General features: G+C 37.3%; 16 protein-coding genes. 6 read left to right on the forward strand and 10 right to left on the reverse strand.

Features of this window, described 5'->3' with window-relative positions; translation table 11 throughout:
- Positions 1 to 227: 227 nt before the first annotated feature.
- Complete coding sequence (locus tag ACRPLY_RS03560; RefSeq protein ID WP_013056739.1) at positions 228 to 596, reverse strand: hypothetical protein; 369 nt, start codon at positions 594 to 596, stop codon at positions 228 to 230.
- A 104-nt stretch (positions 597 to 700) separates the two neighbouring features.
- Entirely contained in the window at positions 701 to 1,984 is a 1,284-nt protein-coding gene (locus ACRPLY_RS03565) for an ATP-binding protein (protein WP_033578786.1), read from the reverse strand.
- Between the two features lie 325 nt (positions 1,985 to 2,309).
- Between ACRPLY_RS03565 and ACRPLY_RS03570 the strand changes: the two genes are divergently transcribed.
- A complete protein-coding gene (locus tag ACRPLY_RS03570; protein WP_034269289.1) occupies positions 2,310 to 3,686 on the forward strand; it encodes a M28 family peptidase in 1,377 nt (458 codons plus the stop codon).
- Positions 3,687 to 3,850: 164 nt separating this feature from the next.
- Complete coding sequence (locus ACRPLY_RS03575) at positions 3,851 to 5,329, forward strand: potassium/proton antiporter (RefSeq protein WP_432231558.1); 1,479 nt, start codon at positions 3,851 to 3,853, stop codon at positions 5,327 to 5,329.
- A 39-nt stretch (positions 5,330 to 5,368) separates the two neighbouring features.
- Here ACRPLY_RS03575 and ACRPLY_RS03580 read toward each other — a convergent pair whose 3' ends face one another.
- Positions 5,369 to 6,136 carry a polysaccharide deacetylase family protein gene (locus ACRPLY_RS03580; protein WP_033578783.1) on the reverse strand — a complete coding sequence of 256 codons (768 nt, stop codon included), beginning with the start codon at positions 6,134 to 6,136 and terminating at the stop codon, positions 5,369 to 5,371.
- A complete protein-coding gene (locus tag ACRPLY_RS03585) occupies positions 6,137 to 6,280 on the reverse strand; it encodes a hypothetical protein (RefSeq protein WP_013056734.1) in 144 nt (47 codons plus the stop codon).
- A gap of 139 nt (positions 6,281 to 6,419) precedes the next feature.
- Here ACRPLY_RS03585 and ACRPLY_RS03590 point away from each other — a divergent pair, with 139 nt between their 5' ends.
- Both ACRPLY_RS03590 and ACRPLY_RS03595 read left to right on the forward strand, forming a co-directional pair.
- Positions 6,420 to 6,929, forward strand: coding sequence for a hypothetical protein (locus ACRPLY_RS03590; RefSeq protein ID WP_033578782.1), 510 nt, complete (start codon positions 6,420 to 6,422; stop codon positions 6,927 to 6,929).
- A 21-nt stretch (positions 6,930 to 6,950) separates the two neighbouring features.
- Complete coding sequence (locus ACRPLY_RS03595) at positions 6,951 to 7,526, forward strand: hypothetical protein (RefSeq protein ID WP_430054619.1); 576 nt, start codon at positions 6,951 to 6,953, stop codon at positions 7,524 to 7,526.
- Positions 7,527 to 7,571: 45 nt separating this feature from the next.
- Here ACRPLY_RS03595 and ACRPLY_RS03600 read toward each other — a convergent pair whose 3' ends face one another.
- The 3 genes from ACRPLY_RS03600 to ACRPLY_RS03610 all read right to left on the reverse strand — a co-directional run bounded on the left by ACRPLY_RS03600 (position 7,572) and on the right by ACRPLY_RS03610 (position 11,489).
- Positions 7,572 to 8,717 carry a toxic anion resistance protein gene (locus ACRPLY_RS03600; protein WP_432231559.1) on the reverse strand — a complete coding sequence of 382 codons (1,146 nt, stop codon included), beginning with the start codon at positions 8,715 to 8,717 and terminating at the stop codon, positions 7,572 to 7,574.
- A 24-nt stretch (positions 8,718 to 8,741) separates the two neighbouring features.
- Positions 8,742 to 9,386: a 5-bromo-4-chloroindolyl phosphate hydrolysis family protein gene (locus ACRPLY_RS03605; protein WP_028413622.1), complete on the reverse strand. Its 645-nt coding sequence runs from the start codon at positions 9,384 to 9,386 to the stop codon at positions 8,742 to 8,744.
- Positions 9,387 to 9,551: 165 nt separating this feature from the next.
- The gene (locus ACRPLY_RS03610; RefSeq protein WP_013056729.1) at positions 9,552 to 11,489 is read right to left on the reverse strand and encodes an LTA synthase family protein; all 1,938 of its coding nucleotides are present in this window, start codon (positions 11,487 to 11,489) and stop codon (positions 9,552 to 9,554) included.
- A 669-nt stretch (positions 11,490 to 12,158) separates the two neighbouring features.
- On the opposite strand from ACRPLY_RS03610, the gene ACRPLY_RS03615 reads away from it, so the two are divergent.
- Positions 12,159 to 12,611 carry a DUF3810 domain-containing protein gene (locus tag ACRPLY_RS03615; protein WP_140450757.1) on the forward strand — a complete coding sequence of 151 codons (453 nt, stop codon included), beginning with the start codon at positions 12,159 to 12,161 and terminating at the stop codon, positions 12,609 to 12,611.
- On the opposite strand, the gene ACRPLY_RS03620 is transcribed toward ACRPLY_RS03615, so the two are convergent.
- Together ACRPLY_RS03620 and ACRPLY_RS03625 are read right to left on the reverse strand one after the other, a co-directional pair.
- Positions 12,608 to 13,126 (reverse strand): glycosyl-4,4'-diaponeurosporenoate acyltransferase, encoded by a 519-nt coding sequence (locus ACRPLY_RS03620; protein WP_432231560.1) that lies wholly within the window; start codon positions 13,124 to 13,126, stop codon positions 12,608 to 12,610. The two genes, ACRPLY_RS03615 and ACRPLY_RS03620, sit on opposite strands and share 4 nt — an antisense overlap.
- Positions 13,069 to 14,172 (reverse strand): glycosyltransferase, encoded by a 1,104-nt coding sequence (locus ACRPLY_RS03625; RefSeq protein ID WP_034269311.1) that lies wholly within the window; start codon positions 14,170 to 14,172, stop codon positions 13,069 to 13,071. Before ACRPLY_RS03625 ends, ACRPLY_RS03620 begins: the two co-directional genes overlap by 58 nt.
- Before the next feature lie 136 nt (positions 14,173 to 14,308).
- Here ACRPLY_RS03625 and ACRPLY_RS03630 point away from each other — a divergent pair, with 136 nt between their 5' ends.
- Positions 14,309 to 15,820 (forward strand): phytoene desaturase family protein, encoded by a 1,512-nt coding sequence (locus tag ACRPLY_RS03630; protein WP_033578777.1) that lies wholly within the window; start codon positions 14,309 to 14,311, stop codon positions 15,818 to 15,820.
- Positions 15,821 to 15,851: 31 nt separating this feature from the next.
- On the opposite strand, the gene ACRPLY_RS03635 is transcribed toward ACRPLY_RS03630, so the two are convergent.
- The gene (locus tag ACRPLY_RS03635; protein WP_033578776.1) at positions 15,852 to 16,604 is read right to left on the reverse strand and encodes an SDR family NAD(P)-dependent oxidoreductase; all 753 of its coding nucleotides are present in this window, start codon (positions 16,602 to 16,604) and stop codon (positions 15,852 to 15,854) included.
- Positions 16,605 to 16,616 lie beyond the last annotated feature (12 nt).

Raw genomic sequence — 16,616 nt, forward strand, 5'->3', positions numbered from 1 at the left:
TAATTTATGTCTCTATTACTTATAATACAACAATACCAATAAGTCAACTAGGTTTTATGTTTTTTCCTAAAGACAGTTTTTTTGAATAATTTTGACAAAACAAAAAAGCTAAGGATTTTCCTTAGCTTTCTATTTTACGCTTGTATGTACTTCAGTGGTCTTTTGCTCCGTTACCAGAGATGGCCTTTCTTTCATCAGACCGGATGTACTACAATTCATATATAGGATTACATTTCATATAATTCATTTAGCCATTTTACAAACAAATGTCTGGGTAATTCTAGTTCGTGAAGCTCGACATATTGAATATCAGATAGCGTCGTTCCTCTAGCCATATAAAAGTACCACTGCCAGCCAATATCTTTAGCAATGGCATAGGATTTAGCTAGATCTTGCCTATTATCTGTCTGCTGCATATCATTCATCCACTGCGTTTCATCCGCTTCATACTCATAATAATGGAGAGTATATTTATCACACCAATACGCAAGGTCTTGATGGGAAAACGGATTTTCTCCGTCACATACTTGAAGCAATAGCATTCTTAAATTTTCCGGTGTATACGGTAATATAATTTTTTGATCTGCACGTCTCATTTTGCTACCTTCCTGACATGTTCGTTTCTTTTATTACATCATGTACAGCTGCGTTTAGCAATAAGAAATGGATGACGTTTTCATTACTTTTCGTTTACAACATTTCATTTGCTTGCAAAAACCGCCGTATCTTCGACATACAGAGGCAGTCGGATTTTAACAATCGTCCCTTTTTTCTGTTCACTCTCAATCTGCAGGGTACCGTGATGATCATGAATAATTTTAGAGCTGATTGTTAATCCAAGCCCCATTCCTTTTTCTTTTAAAGTAAAAAACGGTTCTCCTATATGTTCTAGACGGTCTTTAGAAATTCCTACTCCTTCATCTCTAACTTCTATAAAAATATGGTCATCCTGCGCTGTTTTGATTGTGATATAAATATTTCCAGGCTTATCCATGGCTTCAATTGCGTTTTTAAAAACATTAAGTAATACTTGGATAAGGTGATTTTTATTTCCATATACACTAGCGTTATTTGTTTGTTCATCGTATAAGAAGTCAATATTTTTCAATAAAGCTTCATGGGAAGTTAGACTCATTACATACTTAACCGCTTCTGTAAGAGAAAACACGCGAAAATGTTCACTTTCAGGTTTTGACAACAGGAGCATTTCACTAACAATACCATTAATTCGTTCCAGCTCATCAAGCATGATATTAGCATACCCTACCGCGGATCGGTCTGTTTCTTTCATGAGCTGAACAAACCCTTTAATACTCGTAAGCGGATTTCTAATTTCATGGGCAATTCCAGCAGCTAATTCGCCTACTACAGAAAGCTTTTCCTTTTTTATCAGAAGCGCTTCTGCAAGCTTTTGCTGAGTGATATCTCGTCCAATCGTAATAAGAGCTTTTCTTGAGCCATCATCAAAAAACACAGGTACTTTAATGACGTCAAATGTTTTGACCTCGCCGTTTGGTATTTCAAATGCTTCTTCCATGCGTACCTTTTCCTTTTTTCTCCAAGCTTCTTCATCCGATGAAATACAGTGTAAGAAAGCCGCTTGAAAGAAAGGCACAAGCTCCCCAAGCTCTGCATCGGTTTTACCCCTGTAATCAATACCCTTTAAATGATAAAGTTCTCTTCCAAAATCGTTCACCGCCACCCATTTGCCAGCTCCATCTTTAAAACAAATAAAATCTGGCATTGAGTTTATTAATGTAGCAAGCTGATACTGTTCATCAGACACCTGGGTATAAACCGAACGCTTATGAAGTAAATAAAACGTGCCAGCCGTTATGCCCACTAGTAAACTATCTTTTATCAAACTGCTAAGAGCATATGCTCCTTTAAAAAATGCCATTGTTTGAAAGACGGTGTACACCCCTAAAAGCAGAAGACCCGTTACCGCCGCTGCTTTTCGTACACCCTCCCTATTTTTTATCAATATTTCCCACCAGCCTTTGTTTTTTATGTGAATACTCTCTATGTTTCATCAATTAAGTTCTGAATATTCTTCTTACTTTTAAACTAGTTTACCTTATTTTTTTATTCTTATCTAATACCTTTTCTTATTACTTTTGACACAGTTTCTTTTATCCTCTTTATTTGTTTCCGCATTTTCATTTTATTTGAATTATTTTCTCTATTAAAATAGGAATTTAGATACGGAATATCCTGGAACATTTAGGTAATAATACTCTTTTTTGTATTTTCTTAATATTGTAAATTCGAATAGTACCAACTACATCGATAAATTTAGGGGGATTTTAATGAAAAAAACCGTGATTTCTTTGGCTGTAGCCACAAGTTTGACTTTATCTTTTACAAGTGTACAAGCTTCTACTTCTGCAAATGCTTCTCACCATCAAAGTTCTGAACAAAAAGTATTAAAAAAAATCAATGCTGAGAAAATTTATCAAGACATTGCGTATCTCTCAAAAAAACCTCGTGTGGCAGGAACTGAAGCTGAACGCGAAGCTGCTACATTTGTTCAAAAGCGTTTGTCTAAACTAGGCTATGAGAGCGAAGTGGAACCTTTTACCTTTACCGGTTACACACCAGCAGCTAGTTTTTCACTAAGCGTAAACGGTACCGGCTACTCTCCAACAACTTTTACTTATAGCACCAATGGAAATGTCACAGCTGAAATTGTCGATGGAGGGCTGGGTACAAAAGATAATTTAGCAAACAAAGATGTGACAGGTAAAATTGTATTAGTTCAGCGAGGCACTATTACTTTTGGTGAAAAAGTATTAAATGCTGCTGAAAAAGGGGCTGCAGCCGTCATTATTTTTAATAATACAGACGGTGAGCTAAACGGAACGCTTGGCGGCGCTAATGATAACTACATTCCGTCTCTTGCTGTTACCAAAGAAGAAGGTGAAAAGATTCTTACTTCTATTCAAAAAGGCGAAAAGCCTTCAGGTACAGTAAAAATTGAAGGAGCTGTCGTAAGTGAGCGAACATCTTATAATGTAACCGCTGCTAAACCTTCTACTTTTAAGAAAAAAGGAACAAATGATATTATTGTAGTAGGTGCTCATCATGATTCTGTGGCCGGAGCACCTGGGGCAAATGACGATGCTTCTGGAACAGCAATGGTGCTTGAATTAGCTCGCGTATTTAAAACTCTTCCTACCGATACAGAACTGCGATTTGTTACATTCGGAGCTGAAGAAGTAGGCTTACTAGGATCCGAGCATTATGTTAGTGAGCTATCTGAAAATGAGAAAAATCGTATTGTTGGAATGTTTAATTTAGACATGGTAGGAAGTCGAGATGCGGGAGATTTGGTGATGAATACAGCTGATGGAACACCAAATCTTGTCACAGAATTAGCTCAAGCTTCAAGTACCAGATTAAATGGATCACCTACGCCATTCCAAGCTGGCGGCCGCAGTGATCACGTTCCTTTTGCAGAGGCAGGAATACCGGCTGCTCTATTTATTCACAGTCCGTCTGAACCTTGGTATCATACGCCTGAAGATACCCTTGATAAAATAAGCAAAGAAAAACTTCAAGATGTGGCTGAGATTGTTGGAACAGCTATTTACGATCGTTCCCGTCCAGACCAACAAGGTTCTTCCGTTAAAAAGAAAGCAACATTTAAAGCTCCTCATCTTTATCACGAGCAAGATGTTAAATAAGAATCTATCCCTGTTATTCATACATGACCAAAAAAGAGATGTTTATGCATCTCTTTTTTTGATAAGCAGATTTCTCAAGGTTTTAAATCCATTATGCTACAATTATTATAGAGGAACCTCACTTATTGCTTACATAAAAATTTTGAACAAAAGAGGTGTATTTTTTGGATTTTACGGTAGACCATTCAATTCTCTTATTATCCATTCTCCTTGTCATAGGGGTACTTACTGCAAAGTTCTCTACTCGCCTTGGGGTCCCTTCGCTTGTACTCTTTATTATTGTAGGAATGGTTGTTAGCCACTACATCTACTTTGACAATGCTCTTTTAACACAAGGATTCGGAATATTAGCGCTTATCATTATTCTTTTTGATGGAGGCGTGCAGACCAAATGGAAAGATGTTAAACGCGTTGTTCGCCCTTCCGTTTCATTAGCTACTTTCGGAGTCCTCATTACGACAGTTTTAACGGGTGTGCTTGCCAAATATATTTTAGGTGTTACTTGGCTTGAAGGCTTTTTATTTGGGGCAATCGTTGGCTCTACAGATGCTGCAGCCGTGTTCTCTGTGCTAGGGACACAGAACATCCGCCAAAAACTAAACTCCACGCTAGAAGCAGAATCTGGTTCCAACGATCCGATGGCCATTTTCTTAACCGTTTCTATTATTGAATTAATTCAACATCCAGACTCTCCTATCCTCTCATTAATCTTTAATTTCTTTTGGCAAATGGGAATCGGGCTGGTACTTGGTTTAGTACTTGGAAAAGCATCCGTTTGGATTATTAATCGAATTAATTTGGATTCTTCTGGGCTTTACCCTGTGCTTACATTGTCATTGGCCGCCTTAACCTATGGAATTTCCACATTTGTAGAGGCAAGCGGTCTACTTGCTGTATACGTAATGGCAGTGGTAGTAGGAAATGCAGATCTAACTTATCGTCACACAATTGTTCGCTTTAACGAAGGTTTTGCATGGATGATGCAAATTTTAATGTTTATTTTACTCGGCCTTCTTGTCTTTCCTAATCAACTGCTAGATATCATTTGGCAGAGTATACTGTTATCTCTTTTACTTATGTTTGTCGCTCGTCCGCTCGGCGTATTTATTTCGATGATGTTTGCTAAATACTCATCCAAAGAAAAACTGTTTATTTCTTGGGCCGGTTTAAAAGGAGCTGTTCCAATTGTATTGGCTACTTACCCTATGATGGCAGGTTTGGAGAACAGCACGCTCATTTTTAACGTCGTTTTCTTTGTGGTCTTAACTTCCGCTCTTCTTCAAGGAGCAACAATCGCTCCTTTAGCCAAATTTCTAAACCTTTCTCAAGGTGAAAAAGAGACGGTTCCTCACAGTCTCGAGCTTGTTTCAATGGGCAAAACCAAAAATGAAATGATTGAGTTGAAGCTCGTGGAACATGCAGATATATCTGGAAAATCGCTTGAAGAACTTCACCTCCCTGAAGATATTTTAGTGACTGCTGTTATTCGAGATGATAAATTACTTACACCTAGAGGAAATACACAAATTTTTGCAGGTGATACATTATATATTCTTATTTCGAAGAAAAAACGAGATAAAGTAAAAGCATTTTTCCAAAAAAATACGTCTGATGGGGACGAAAGAGAAGGAAAAACCAGTTAAAAGATTGGCTAAAGCTTTTACTAGAAAAACAGCACCCGCTTATTGAACGGAGTGCTGTTTTTGCTGTTGCATCAAATAAAGAGATTTATAATTGGGATGATGTTTTAAAAGTTCTGAGACCGTTACAAATTTATACCCCTCTTCCTTTAACTTCGGTAAAATTTGTTTTAATGCTTCAATGGTTTGAGTTCGATCTCCTCCCGTATCATGAAACAATACAATATCTCCTGACCTGGCATGGTTAAGCACTTGACTTACAATTTTACCGACGCCTGGATTTCTCCAATCAAATGTATCTTGATGCCAAGACCAAAGAATAATCGTATACTGCTGATTTTTAGCAGCTTTTACTACCCGATCGTCATAATAACCAGTAGGTGGACGAAACAGGTAAGGTTTTATTCCTGTAATAGCTTGTATACGTTCATCCGCTTTTTCAATTTCTTGTTCAATTCTCTCTACTTCCTGGCCCCTTACTTTCAAATGGCTATATGTATGATTAGCAAGTTCATGACCTTCACGAACTTCTCTTTGAGCAAGCTTGGGAAATGACGTTATTCGATCGCCGACTACAAAAAAAGTTGCTTTGGCACCGTATTTTTGCAATAAATTTAAAATAGTCGGCGTATATTTAGGATCTGGTCCATCATCAAATGTAAGCGCAATTAACTTCTCATCTTTCATGGGAACTTCCCACACGATATCTCCTTTTCTTTCATAATAAAATCTGCTCTTCTTTGCAGCATCCACCTGAATACCGTAGAAATTAATGGAAACAATAATAATAATTGACAAGCACCATTTCACTCAATGACCTCCTTTTTTGTCTAGGTGTGATTCATGCGTATTGTCAATAAACGCTTTAATACCAACTGCAAATAATCGTTCATCACCCAAACACACGCGCTGTTGACGGCGATTAGCTGCAGAAGTTGATTTACGGTTTTTCATAGTCTTCTCTCCATTACTAATTGATTGTGTTTTTAGCTTTACCAAAAAGTCAAAAATAAACCTACGGGTTCTAACATGGCGAAAACATTTTTATATAGTAATTACACGCTGTCTAGCGTTTTGAATAGGAGATATATACATGCGAAAATTTTATTTAGCGCTTCTGTTAATGATAAGCGGAACCATGGTTATACTGCCTTCTGTTAAAGCAATCAGTGAAAGCAACGAGAAACATCAGCAGCTCACCGTAAGCGAACAAGGATATTCTCTTTCATTGCCCGGTGAATATACGCTTCAAAAAGAAGAAGATGGAAAAGATATTCTTTTTTCAACCAAGACTCCCTATACGTGGATGCGAATTGAAGTCCTTTCCGGGAAAGAAAGTACAAGCACACCATATCTAGATCGTTCAAAAGAATTGTTTGATGACCAGTTTGGAAAATCGTTAAAAATTTCTTCTACATCCCCATTTATTCAACCCGTTGTGTTTGCATCTATGTCTGGGAGTAAAAAAGAAACGGCAAAACTATATGTATTAAGAGAAACAAAGGGGCACCCTGCTTTAAAAATCACGATGGTTACGGCTAAAAATTCCGATGATGAAAAAAAGTTAATTTCAATTGTTAACTCAGTAAAAACGCATGAATGAAAATAGATAAGGAAGCCAGCTATGAAAAAAAAGATATTTCTTGTTTGTTTTATATGTTTGATGAGTGGCTGTTCAACTGCTTTTCGCGAAGAGCTTATCAACACACAAAAAGAAATTCCAAGAGAACGCTTGCCACAGCAAAACTTCACCTATCCTTACAAAGGAAGCAGCAGAACAGATGTAGGTTATCTTAAAAGAAGCAGTAATCAAAACTATACGCTTTACGTACTAGAAGGATACGAGTTTACAGAAGAAGAGCCCCGAAAAGATGTCATTTACAATAAAAAAAATGATGCTTTGTGGATGCGGATTGAAGTGTTTCCCTCAAATAAAAGTGTAGAGGAGCTGAAGAAAGAAACAAAAGAAATTTTAAGAGCTGGCTTTTCGGAAGTGGCTTCCCTTGACACGCACCTCATTCACTCTAGCTTAGAGATAGAAGCTGCGTACAAAGCGTCCGATGATAAAAGTAATGCATACGGCTTTCTTGTTCGAAAGCAAAATCAACACCCTACTTTCCGATTAACGATCTTTGCTCCTAAATCCGAAAGGGATTTAACTCCGTTTTTGGAAATGGCGAGAACGCTTCAAAATGCGTAGATAGATCTAAAAAAAGTCGGTTTACAAAGTGTAAACCGACTTTTTTTATTTTAAATCTAATAATTTGGTTTTTAAATCTTTTTCCATTTGATACAGCTCTGATTCTGCCTCGGTACGCTTCGTACGCCCTTCTTCTTGTATCTTTAGTACTTCTTCTAACGTAGTAATCAAGTCGGACTGCGTTTTTTTCAATGTTTCGATATCGACAATCCCCGCCTCGTTTTCACGAGCTACTTCAATTGTATTCTGCTTGAGCAGCTCTGAATTTTTAGTAAGCAAGTCGTTTGTTGTCTTAGATACTTGTTTTTGGGCTTCCATTGCTTTCTTTTGGCGTAATAAAGTGGTTGCGATGACTACTTGATTTTTCCAAAGTGGAATAGCTGTTAAAATAGAGCTTTGAATTTTTTCCACAAGGGTCTGATTGACTTCTTGAATTAATCGAATCTGCGGTGCACTTTGAATGGCAATTTGACGGCTCAGCTTTAAATCGTGCACTCGTTTTTCTAGCCTATTGATAAATTGATTTAAATCATTGACCTCCTGAGCCATTAAGTAGTCATTTTTTTGAGAGGCTGTTTGCTGCAGCTGGGGCAGCGTTTCATTCTGCAGCGCCACTAACTTGTATTCTGCCGCTGCAATGTAAACGTTAAGCGCCTCATAAAACTGTTTATTTTTATCATATAAGCTATCTAACATTGTAATGTCTCGATACAGCATTTGTTTTGAGCGCTCTAACTTATCTGCAATTTTATCAATTTCAACATTAATGCTTTGATATTTTGTTAATAAATTTTGAATAGGCCTAGAGACTCCTGAAAACAATCGACCGATGACTCCTTTTTTCTTTGAAGAAAAGTCATCGGGATTTACTTGGCGAATCTTACTCATCAAATCTCCTATAACGTCTCCTACTGGTCCCGTATCTTTCGTTTGAACATGCTGTAGTACAGATTGAGAAAACTGAGATAGTTCTGACTGAGCTGCTACCCCGTACTGTAAGATAGCCTGCTGATTTTTATAATCAATTTGATTTGCGATTTTCTGTGCTTTTTCCTGATATTCCGGTGTCAAATCATCGTATGTGTTTCTTTTTGCAGCGCGAGTATCCGGTTGTAACTGCGGGGTAGGCGAAGCAAAAGGATCATCAAGCAGCGCATCTAACGATTTATTTTGATCATATTCTTTCATCATAAAATCCCATCCTTTGCATTTACATTACTTTGTGCGATTAGTAGCTGTCGGTATATACGGCTGCTCTTCTTCAAATGCTTGCTTTAGCACTTTAAGCTCTACATCTAATGTCAGCTTATCTTGTGAAAGAGCATTTGTTAATAAATGCTCATACTTCCCTGATAACCCGCGCAGCATGTCTTCCGCTTCATGAAGACTTTCTTTTACTTCTATGCTTTTCGTTGGTTTTGATAATAAAAACATATACCTTTCAATGACGGTAACCGTTGATTGTAAGTAGTTCGTAAAAAAGGGCTGAACATCTTTATATCGTGCGGGCTCTTTTTCTACCATTTCAATGATGCTTTTGCCTACTTTGTATAGTTTAGAAAGTTCTGTCCACATATGAACAGACCGAATTTTAAAACGATAGCTTCCAATGGTTCTTAATTGCTTTCTTGCCTCTTTTACTTGATGACGCACGTATGCAATTTCTTCTCTATATGGATTTTGATAATGACGTCGAGCACTGCTCATAATAAAAAACAGGCTCATCACGACCATTACTCCTATACTAATGCCAACGGATTGAATCATCGTGGTACTGAATCCAAAATAGCTGACCGGAACGGCTACTGCTCCTGTTACCCAAATGGCAAGAATCTTTTTTATGATTCGAACGACTTTCATCGCTTTCACTCCTATCTTAAATGTGACCGAACTTTTAAACGTATACATATTATACCATTGTCTTCCCATCTCTTAAAACGATTACTGTTATAATTTATATACGGATAAATCCCTTAAAAGTTTCACAAAACAAAAAAACAGGCAGCTTTTATAGCTGCCTGTTTTTTATTGATCTTCGCGCTTGTTGTAATCATACTTCGAACGTTCAATTGGTTTGAACCCTTCTGGTGTATGAAAGCGGAGTAAGTCTCCGTAAACAAGTTTATCTGATAGTTCTAGCTTTTTCTTAACTAGTTCATCATACTTATCATACTGTTTCGCTTCCTTATCTGAAAGCTGCTTGCCCGTTGCGTTGTCATACACTTTCTGATCAACTTTTGTTACCTTCGGTGTAACAAAATCACCGTTACGGAAAGGTACAACTTGCTGATGTTCTTTTGATAATAAGTCTGTACCAAAGTCAATATAGTCTTTTGTATCAAGACCTAATAAATGCATCACTGTTGGACGAACATCTACATCTCCACCATACGTATGATTTACGCCGCCTTTAAGGCCTGGTGAAGTAATAAATAATGGTACGCGCTGCAGTTGAGCTTGTTCAAAATCATTGATGTTTTTACCCATTACTTTGCCCATTGCACGCTTATGGTTTTCAGAAATACCATAGTGGTCACCGTACATCACAACCATCGTATTGTCTGCTAAACCAGAGGCCTGTAAGTCCTCAAAGAATTGCTTGATTGATTCATCTAAATAACGAGCCGTTTGGAAGTATTGGTCAACTGACTTATCTCCCGTATTATGAGGTCCAATCGTTTGGTCTTCCTTATCTAATGGATAAGGGAAGTGGTTTGATAACGTAATGAACTTCGCGCTAAATGGCTGCTTTAAGCCTTTTAGGTACGGCATTGATTCTTTAAAGAATGGTTTATCTTTTAAACCATAGTTCAGCGTATCTTCGTCTGACATATTGTAATAAGCTGAATCAAAGAATTTTTCTACACCCATTGATTTATACATCTCATCACGGTTCCAGAACGATTTTCCATTTCCGTGGAACACAGATGTTGTATAGCCTTGCTGATCTAGAATACCAGATAGCGACTGATAGGTGTTATTTGCTTTTGTTGTAAATACAGAACCCTGAGGTAAGCCGAATAATGAGTTCTCCATCATGAATTCAGCATCTGACGTTTTACCTTGCCCTGTTTGATGGAAGAAGTTATCGAAATACATTGTGTTCTGATCTTTTAATAGTGAATTTAAGAATGGCGTTACTTCTTCACCATTTAACTTATAACCAATCATAAATGACTGAAGTGATTCTAATGAAATATAGATAACGTTTTTGCCTTTTGCTTGACCGAAATATTCTTTGTTCGGCTCAGCATACGTTGCTTTTGCATAGTTCTCTACCTCAGCCACATCACTGCTATCTGCTAGCGCGCGCTGTGCTGAAGATTTCGAGCTCTGGATGATGTCATAGATCGTATAGTTATACGTTCCTAAATATTTTACTAAATAGTTGCGGTCAAATGTTCTCGTTAATAGTTGAGGACGATCCATTTCCGCTAGTGCAATGTTGGCACTTAAGAATAAAATCCCTGATAAAAATACACCTGTCACAGTACGTCGACTAATTGTTGCTGGTAAGTCAACTTTTTTCCATAGTACTAAAACTAAAAGAATAAAGAAATCTGTGAAGTATAAAATATCAGTTGGGCTGATTAAAGCCATGGCACTGCCGCCTAATTGACCAAAGTTGTTTGACTGAGTCAATACAGGAACAGTAATAAAATCATTAAAGAAGCGATAGTACACTACATTTGCGTACAGGATGAATGAAAGTAAAAAATTCATTCCAAGCAGTGCTCGTACTTTTCCGCGCCCTTTAAATAGTAATGCAATGGCAAAAAAGAAAATTGCCGAACCAATTGGGTTTATGAAAAGTAAGAACTTTTGCATAAAATTGTCTAGCCCTAAGTTAAATTCGATACGATAAACGGTATACGTTTTAATCCAAAACAACAAAACTGCAATTAGAAATAACGGCAGCTGTTTCGAAAAAATATTTTTACCGTTTGTCATGAGCTGTTTCATATTCCCACCTCTGTCTCTATTGAAATTTAAGCTCACTTTTATTTTTATAGTAAATGTAAAAAGAAATCTCTCTTACAAAAAATGTAAGAGAGCTAATCTGTTCTTTCACATTTTAACTCTTTAAAAAAAATTGTCAACACCGCTACGTATAATTTTCACCAAACGTGAGAAAATAACTACTTTCTTATTCCCAGCTCTATCGGCTTTCAAACACAAATGTATCCTGCACTTTTTTCTTCTCACTATTTAATACGGACAGCTTCTCTTTAGGTTTCACTATTTTATATTTATTTTTTATTTTGTCCACTATACATATAAATTTAACACTTGCCTTAGTTTTCCTTCTACTTTACAAGAGAATGCATAAAAGCACTTGTGAATATTTGTTATATCAATACCTCTTATTTTCTTTTCTTTCTACAGTAAACCACATATTTTGAGTCATTTCTTTCTTTAAATATGAAAAAAATGTGTCAGTTTGCATCGAAAATTTTTATTTTTTTACCTTTTTGTTTATAATATAAATTATAAATATTATTTGAAATTTCAGATCTCTTTAACGTCTGATCTAGAAAGTGCATTTTTTATATAAAATTGGAACGAGTACAGGCTATGCATGCTTGTATACCTAGAAGCTTAAACGTCTTACATTTTTATAAAGGAGAAAAAATGAAAGAATGTATTGTTTTCATTACAAATATTATTAATGTATTGCACGACGGATTAATTTATATTTTTTATTTACTAGGATTTTCTCTTTCAGATAAAGAACTTCACTTCTGGATTATTGGCATTATTGGACTGCTCACGTTCTTAAGCGTTTATATGATCTTTAAATTATTGTCAAAATGGAAATTTAGTATTACAGCTATTTCCTTTATCTATACCCTTACCGTTATGCTTGTCTTAGTTTTTGCCATTGAAATTCAGCAAGGAATTACTACCCGGGGCAATATGGAATTTGATGATGCCATAGCAGGTTTATGGGGGTTTTTAGTCTTCTTTAGTATTTATATCGCCTTTGCTTCTTTTTTCCTTTTATCCAAGAAGTTATTGTCTTCGAATAAGGAGAAAAAAATAAAAGCCGAGGCCCCTACTCGGAGCCAAAGGCACGTTAATTAATTTCGTTTGAGTTTTAAAACGACTTGATGAATCCGTATTCGATTATATCGTTGAACCAAAATAAACGGTACGTTTGCAACAATCGCATAAATAACCATCCAAACACCTATAGAAGGAGAGTTCCATATAAAAAAAAGAATAGAAGGAAGTATGCTGATCCAGTGAGTTAACTCTGCTCGATTTGTTTCAATTAAAAAAAGCTGTGCATATTCCTTCGTTCTGCTCTCCCATTTCTTTTTATAAAATCCTCGTTGAAATAGCTTTCCTGCATCAGGAAGCCACGTTTTCCATCGGTGTACCCCGAATTTTTTATATATTCCAACTGTTTCCCAGCTTTGAACCTTAAACAGCGCAAGGTCTTTTTTTAAATAAAAGGCAGAAATTTTTGTGCACCTGTAGGCGATGAACATGTGAATCACAAACCATGCCATGATATTAATTAAGAGCTGAGCGCCTGTCATTTTATCACTTTCTTCTTTTTTTCTTCTTCTATAGATATGCTGCGTTCTTTCCATTTAACTTGCTTTCTCACCGCTGTTTGGATGAAAGACCATACGAATAGGCCCAGAAAAAACAGCACGTGAATAGGAAATAAGCACAAAGAAAAAAAAGTAAACGAACCTATTTTTCTTAAGCTATTAAATAAGAGACTGACATAGCAAACATAACTGCTAATTGCCAAGCCTGCATGTTGATTCCATAGAGTAGGTAAAAAAAGAACATAATTAATCATGCTAGTAAGCCATAAACTTACTAGAAATAAATAAATGGCTTCCGTTTTCCCCGCACCTGAAGCAAAGCTTTTACTCCACCCTCTTATCAGGCTTTTCATACCATCTGGATACATGCGCATGGAAAGAGCTCCTTGTCCACTCATACACGTAATAAATTCACCTTGTTTGCTCATTTTCTCAACCAGTGCCATATTTTCAACCACTTCTTTTTTTATCCCTTCGTGGCCTCCGCTTTGAAAGTAGGAGGCTGCGCTGCAAAGTAAGCACTGCCCGAAACCGACGGAAGGGCTTTTCCAATTTTTAAAGGGGTGAAAAGCGCCAATCGATGCAAACGTAACATAGTGAAATAAAGCAGAAAACATTTCATAAGGCCTCTTAACAAGATGATAAGGATGAACCGACAGCACCCCCCCTTGCTGTTGATAGTAGAAAAATACTTTTTCAATTCCGTCTTTCTCTACTGTAAGATCAGCATCTAAAAACAAAAGCACCGAGCCTTTTGCTTCTCTTGCTCCATTCCAGCATGCCCATGACTTTCCTAACCATCCAGCTGGAAGTGTCCCCGGGTGCACTACTTTCACGCCAAATGCTTTGGCTACCCGCTCAGTATGATCTGTTGAGTTGTCATCTACAACAATCACTTCAAAGTCAGCGTTCTGTAACTGGAGTGACTGCAATAAAAAGGTAAGGTTTTTTTCTTCATTTCTAGCTGGAATAATAATGGACAAACATGACATATCGTTTCTTACTATTTTTACACGTTTAAATGTAGGGATAGTGATGACAAGCGTACCTGTCAAGACAAGAGCAACCAGTAAAAAAGACATCTCTTTCTCCTTTCCTTCACGTATGAAAATTAGCGAACTGGACAAAATAAAAAGTTGTAGACCTATTTTTATTTTGCGTGAAGTCATTTTATACACATTGTTGACAACTCGCTTTTGTTTTATAAGGAGGAAAAAGATGAAAAAGAAAGTAATTGTTGTAGGCGCAGGTTTAGGTGGTCTGTCAGCTGCTATTCGTCTGTCAGCTGATGGATATGATGTAACAGTCGTTGAAAAAAGCGAGCGAATTGGCGGTAAGTTAAATATTCGCAGCGGCAAAGGGTTTTCTTTCGATACGGGACCTTCTATTTTAACAATGCCGTGGGTGCTAGAGCAGCTGTTTGACAGTGCAGGCCGCAATATCCACGACTACTTGACAATAGAACGAATTGAGCCTCAGTGGAGAACTTTTTTTCAAGATGGAACACAAATTGATTTGACCAGTGACCTTCCTCGCATGCTTCAGCAGCTTCAAGAACTTGCTCCAGAAGACATTGAAGGTTTTTTTGACTATTTATCTTATGCAAATAAAATGTATGAATCGAACTTAAAAAGTTTTTATAAAAAAAGTTTATCTGGACTGCACGATTTACGAACGATGCACACGGTAAAAGAACTGCTTCAAATGGATCCAATGAGATCTATGGATGCTACTACACGCAAATATTTTTCAAACAAACATTTGCGTCAATTGTTTAATTTTTTAATTATGTACATCGGTTCTTCTCCTTATCATGCACCGGCTGTATTAACGCAGCTTGCTCACGTTCAGCTAGGATTAGGTATTTATTACGTAAAAGGCGGAATGTACAAAATTGCTGAAGCGATGGATAAGCTCCTTCAAGAACTTGGCGTCACTGTGCATCTAAATACGCCAGTAAAAGAAATCACAACAAGCGGAGCAAAGGCAACTGGAATTACACTAGAAAACGGTGAAAGCCTATCAGCAGATGTTGTGGTATCTAATCTAGAAGCCATTCCAACTTACCGCTATTTGTTAAAAAATCATGCGCAAGCAGCTAAGCAAACTCAGCAGCTTGCAAAATTTGAACCTACTGTTTCTGGCCTTGTTCTTTTATTAGGGGTTAACAAACAGTACAAGCAGCTTCAACATCACAATTTCTTCTTCTCAAAGGATCAGAAAGAAGAGTTTGATACAATCTTTAACAAAGGGAAAATAGCGATGGATCCGACAATTTACATTGGCGTATCATCTAAATCAGATCCTACGCAAGCTCCTGAAGGAAAAGAAAACCTGTTCGTTCTTACTCATGTACCTCCTTTAAAAGAAGGCGACGACTGGGCTGCATTAAAAGACCGCTACCGTGATGTCGTACTAAAAAAGCTTGAGGCAATGGGATTAGAAGACTTACGTTCCAGCATTGAGTTTGAATATACGTTTACTCCTAACGATATCCAAGAGCTTTACGGCGCTAACGGCGGGTCCATTTATGGCGTAGCAACTGACCGTAAGAAAAATGGAGGGTTTAAAATTCCGGCAAGAAGTCAGCTTCTTTCTAACCTTTATTTTGTAGGAGGCTCTACACACCCTGGAGGCGGCGTGCCAATGGTGACATTATCAGGTCAGCTTACAGCGGACGCAATTAATGAAGATTTTCAGATTCCTCGTATGCAAAAAGATATTGGATAATGAAAAAGTGCAGGAAATTCCTGCACTTTTTTTAAAAGTTCATTTTTGACTGTCCACCATCTACGTTTAACGTCGCACCTACTATCCATGAAGCTTGAGAAGATGCTAAAAAAACAACGGCGTTTGCCACTTCTTCTGGCTCTCCAAAGCGGCCCGCTGGTATTTCATTTTCAACAAACTGCTTGATCTTTTCCGGATTTTCCTCCATTCTCTTTTTCCAATTACCCGTCTCGTGCAAAATGCTTCCCGGAGCAACACCGTTTACACGAATTCCTTTAGAAATCATTTCATCTGCAAATGACTTTGTAAAGCTGATAAGCGCTGCTTTTGCATTATTGTACGTAACTTTCCCTCCACTTTCTCTCCCAAAAATAGACGTAACATTAACGATTGCCGCATCTTTTGTCATACGAGCTGCTGCTAGCTTGCTCAAGTGGACAGCTGAAAAGTAGTTTAGCTCCATTGCTTCCTGAAAAAGAGATAAATCTGTTTCCATTGCCGTGCTTCCATTACTTCCTCCAGCGTTATTAATTAAAATATCAATACTCCCAAAGTCGTTAATGAATTTCTTAATTAACGCAACTCTATCCGCTTCGTTTGTTAGATCTGCTGTATATGTACGTACGTTTTCTAATTCTGACTGTGCATGCTGTAATGCTTCCTCTCCTCTTGCAGCAATTCCAACGTTTGCTCCTTCTTGAATAAACAAAGCAGCTATAGCTTTCCCAATCCCTTTTGATCCACCGGTAATGAGTACATTTTTACTTTGCAACTGTAAATCCACACGTATCCCTCC

This window comes from Priestia sp. TGN 0903, assembly GCF_050846855.1.
Classification (GTDB): Bacteria; Bacillota; Bacilli; order Bacillales; family Bacillaceae_H; genus Priestia; species Priestia zanthoxyli.

What these genes read in the sequence shown, in the direction of transcription:
- ACRPLY_RS03605 (WP_028413622.1), bottom strand. Translation starts at nt 9,386, where the DNA reads ATGAAAGTCGTTCGAATCATAAAAAAGATTCTTGCCATTTGGGTAACA.
- ACRPLY_RS03630 (WP_033578777.1), top strand. Translation starts at nt 14,309, where the DNA reads ATGAAAAAGAAAGTAATTGTTGTAGGCGCAGGTTTAGGTGGTCTGTCA.
- ACRPLY_RS03595 (WP_430054619.1), top strand. Translation starts at nt 6,951, where the DNA reads ATGAAAAAAAAGATATTTCTTGTTTGTTTTATATGTTTGATGAGTGGC.
- ACRPLY_RS03600 (WP_432231559.1), bottom strand. Translation starts at nt 8,717, where the DNA reads ATGATGAAAGAATATGATCAAAATAAATCGTTAGATGCGCTGCTTGAT.
- ACRPLY_RS03610 (WP_013056729.1), bottom strand. Translation starts at nt 11,489, where the DNA reads ATGAAACAGCTCATGACAAACGGTAAAAATATTTTTTCGAAACAGCTG.
- ACRPLY_RS03585 (WP_013056734.1), bottom strand. Translation starts at nt 6,280, where the DNA reads ATGAAAAACCGTAAATCAACTTCTGCAGCTAATCGCCGTCAACAGCGC.
- ACRPLY_RS03625 (WP_034269311.1), bottom strand. Translation starts at nt 14,172, where the DNA reads ATGTCTTTTTTACTGGTTGCTCTTGTCTTGACAGGTACGCTTGTCATC.
- ACRPLY_RS03590 (WP_033578782.1), top strand. Translation starts at nt 6,420, where the DNA reads ATGCGAAAATTTTATTTAGCGCTTCTGTTAATGATAAGCGGAACCATG.
- ACRPLY_RS03560 (WP_013056739.1), bottom strand. Translation starts at nt 596, where the DNA reads ATGAGACGTGCAGATCAAAAAATTATATTACCGTATACACCGGAAAAT.
- ACRPLY_RS03570 (WP_034269289.1), top strand. Translation starts at nt 2,310, where the DNA reads ATGAAAAAAACCGTGATTTCTTTGGCTGTAGCCACAAGTTTGACTTTA.
- ACRPLY_RS03620 (WP_432231560.1), bottom strand. Translation starts at nt 13,126, where the DNA reads ATGGAAAGAACGCAGCATATCTATAGAAGAAGAAAAAAAGAAGAAAGT.
- ACRPLY_RS03615 (WP_140450757.1), top strand. Translation starts at nt 12,159, where the DNA reads ATGAAAGAATGTATTGTTTTCATTACAAATATTATTAATGTATTGCAC.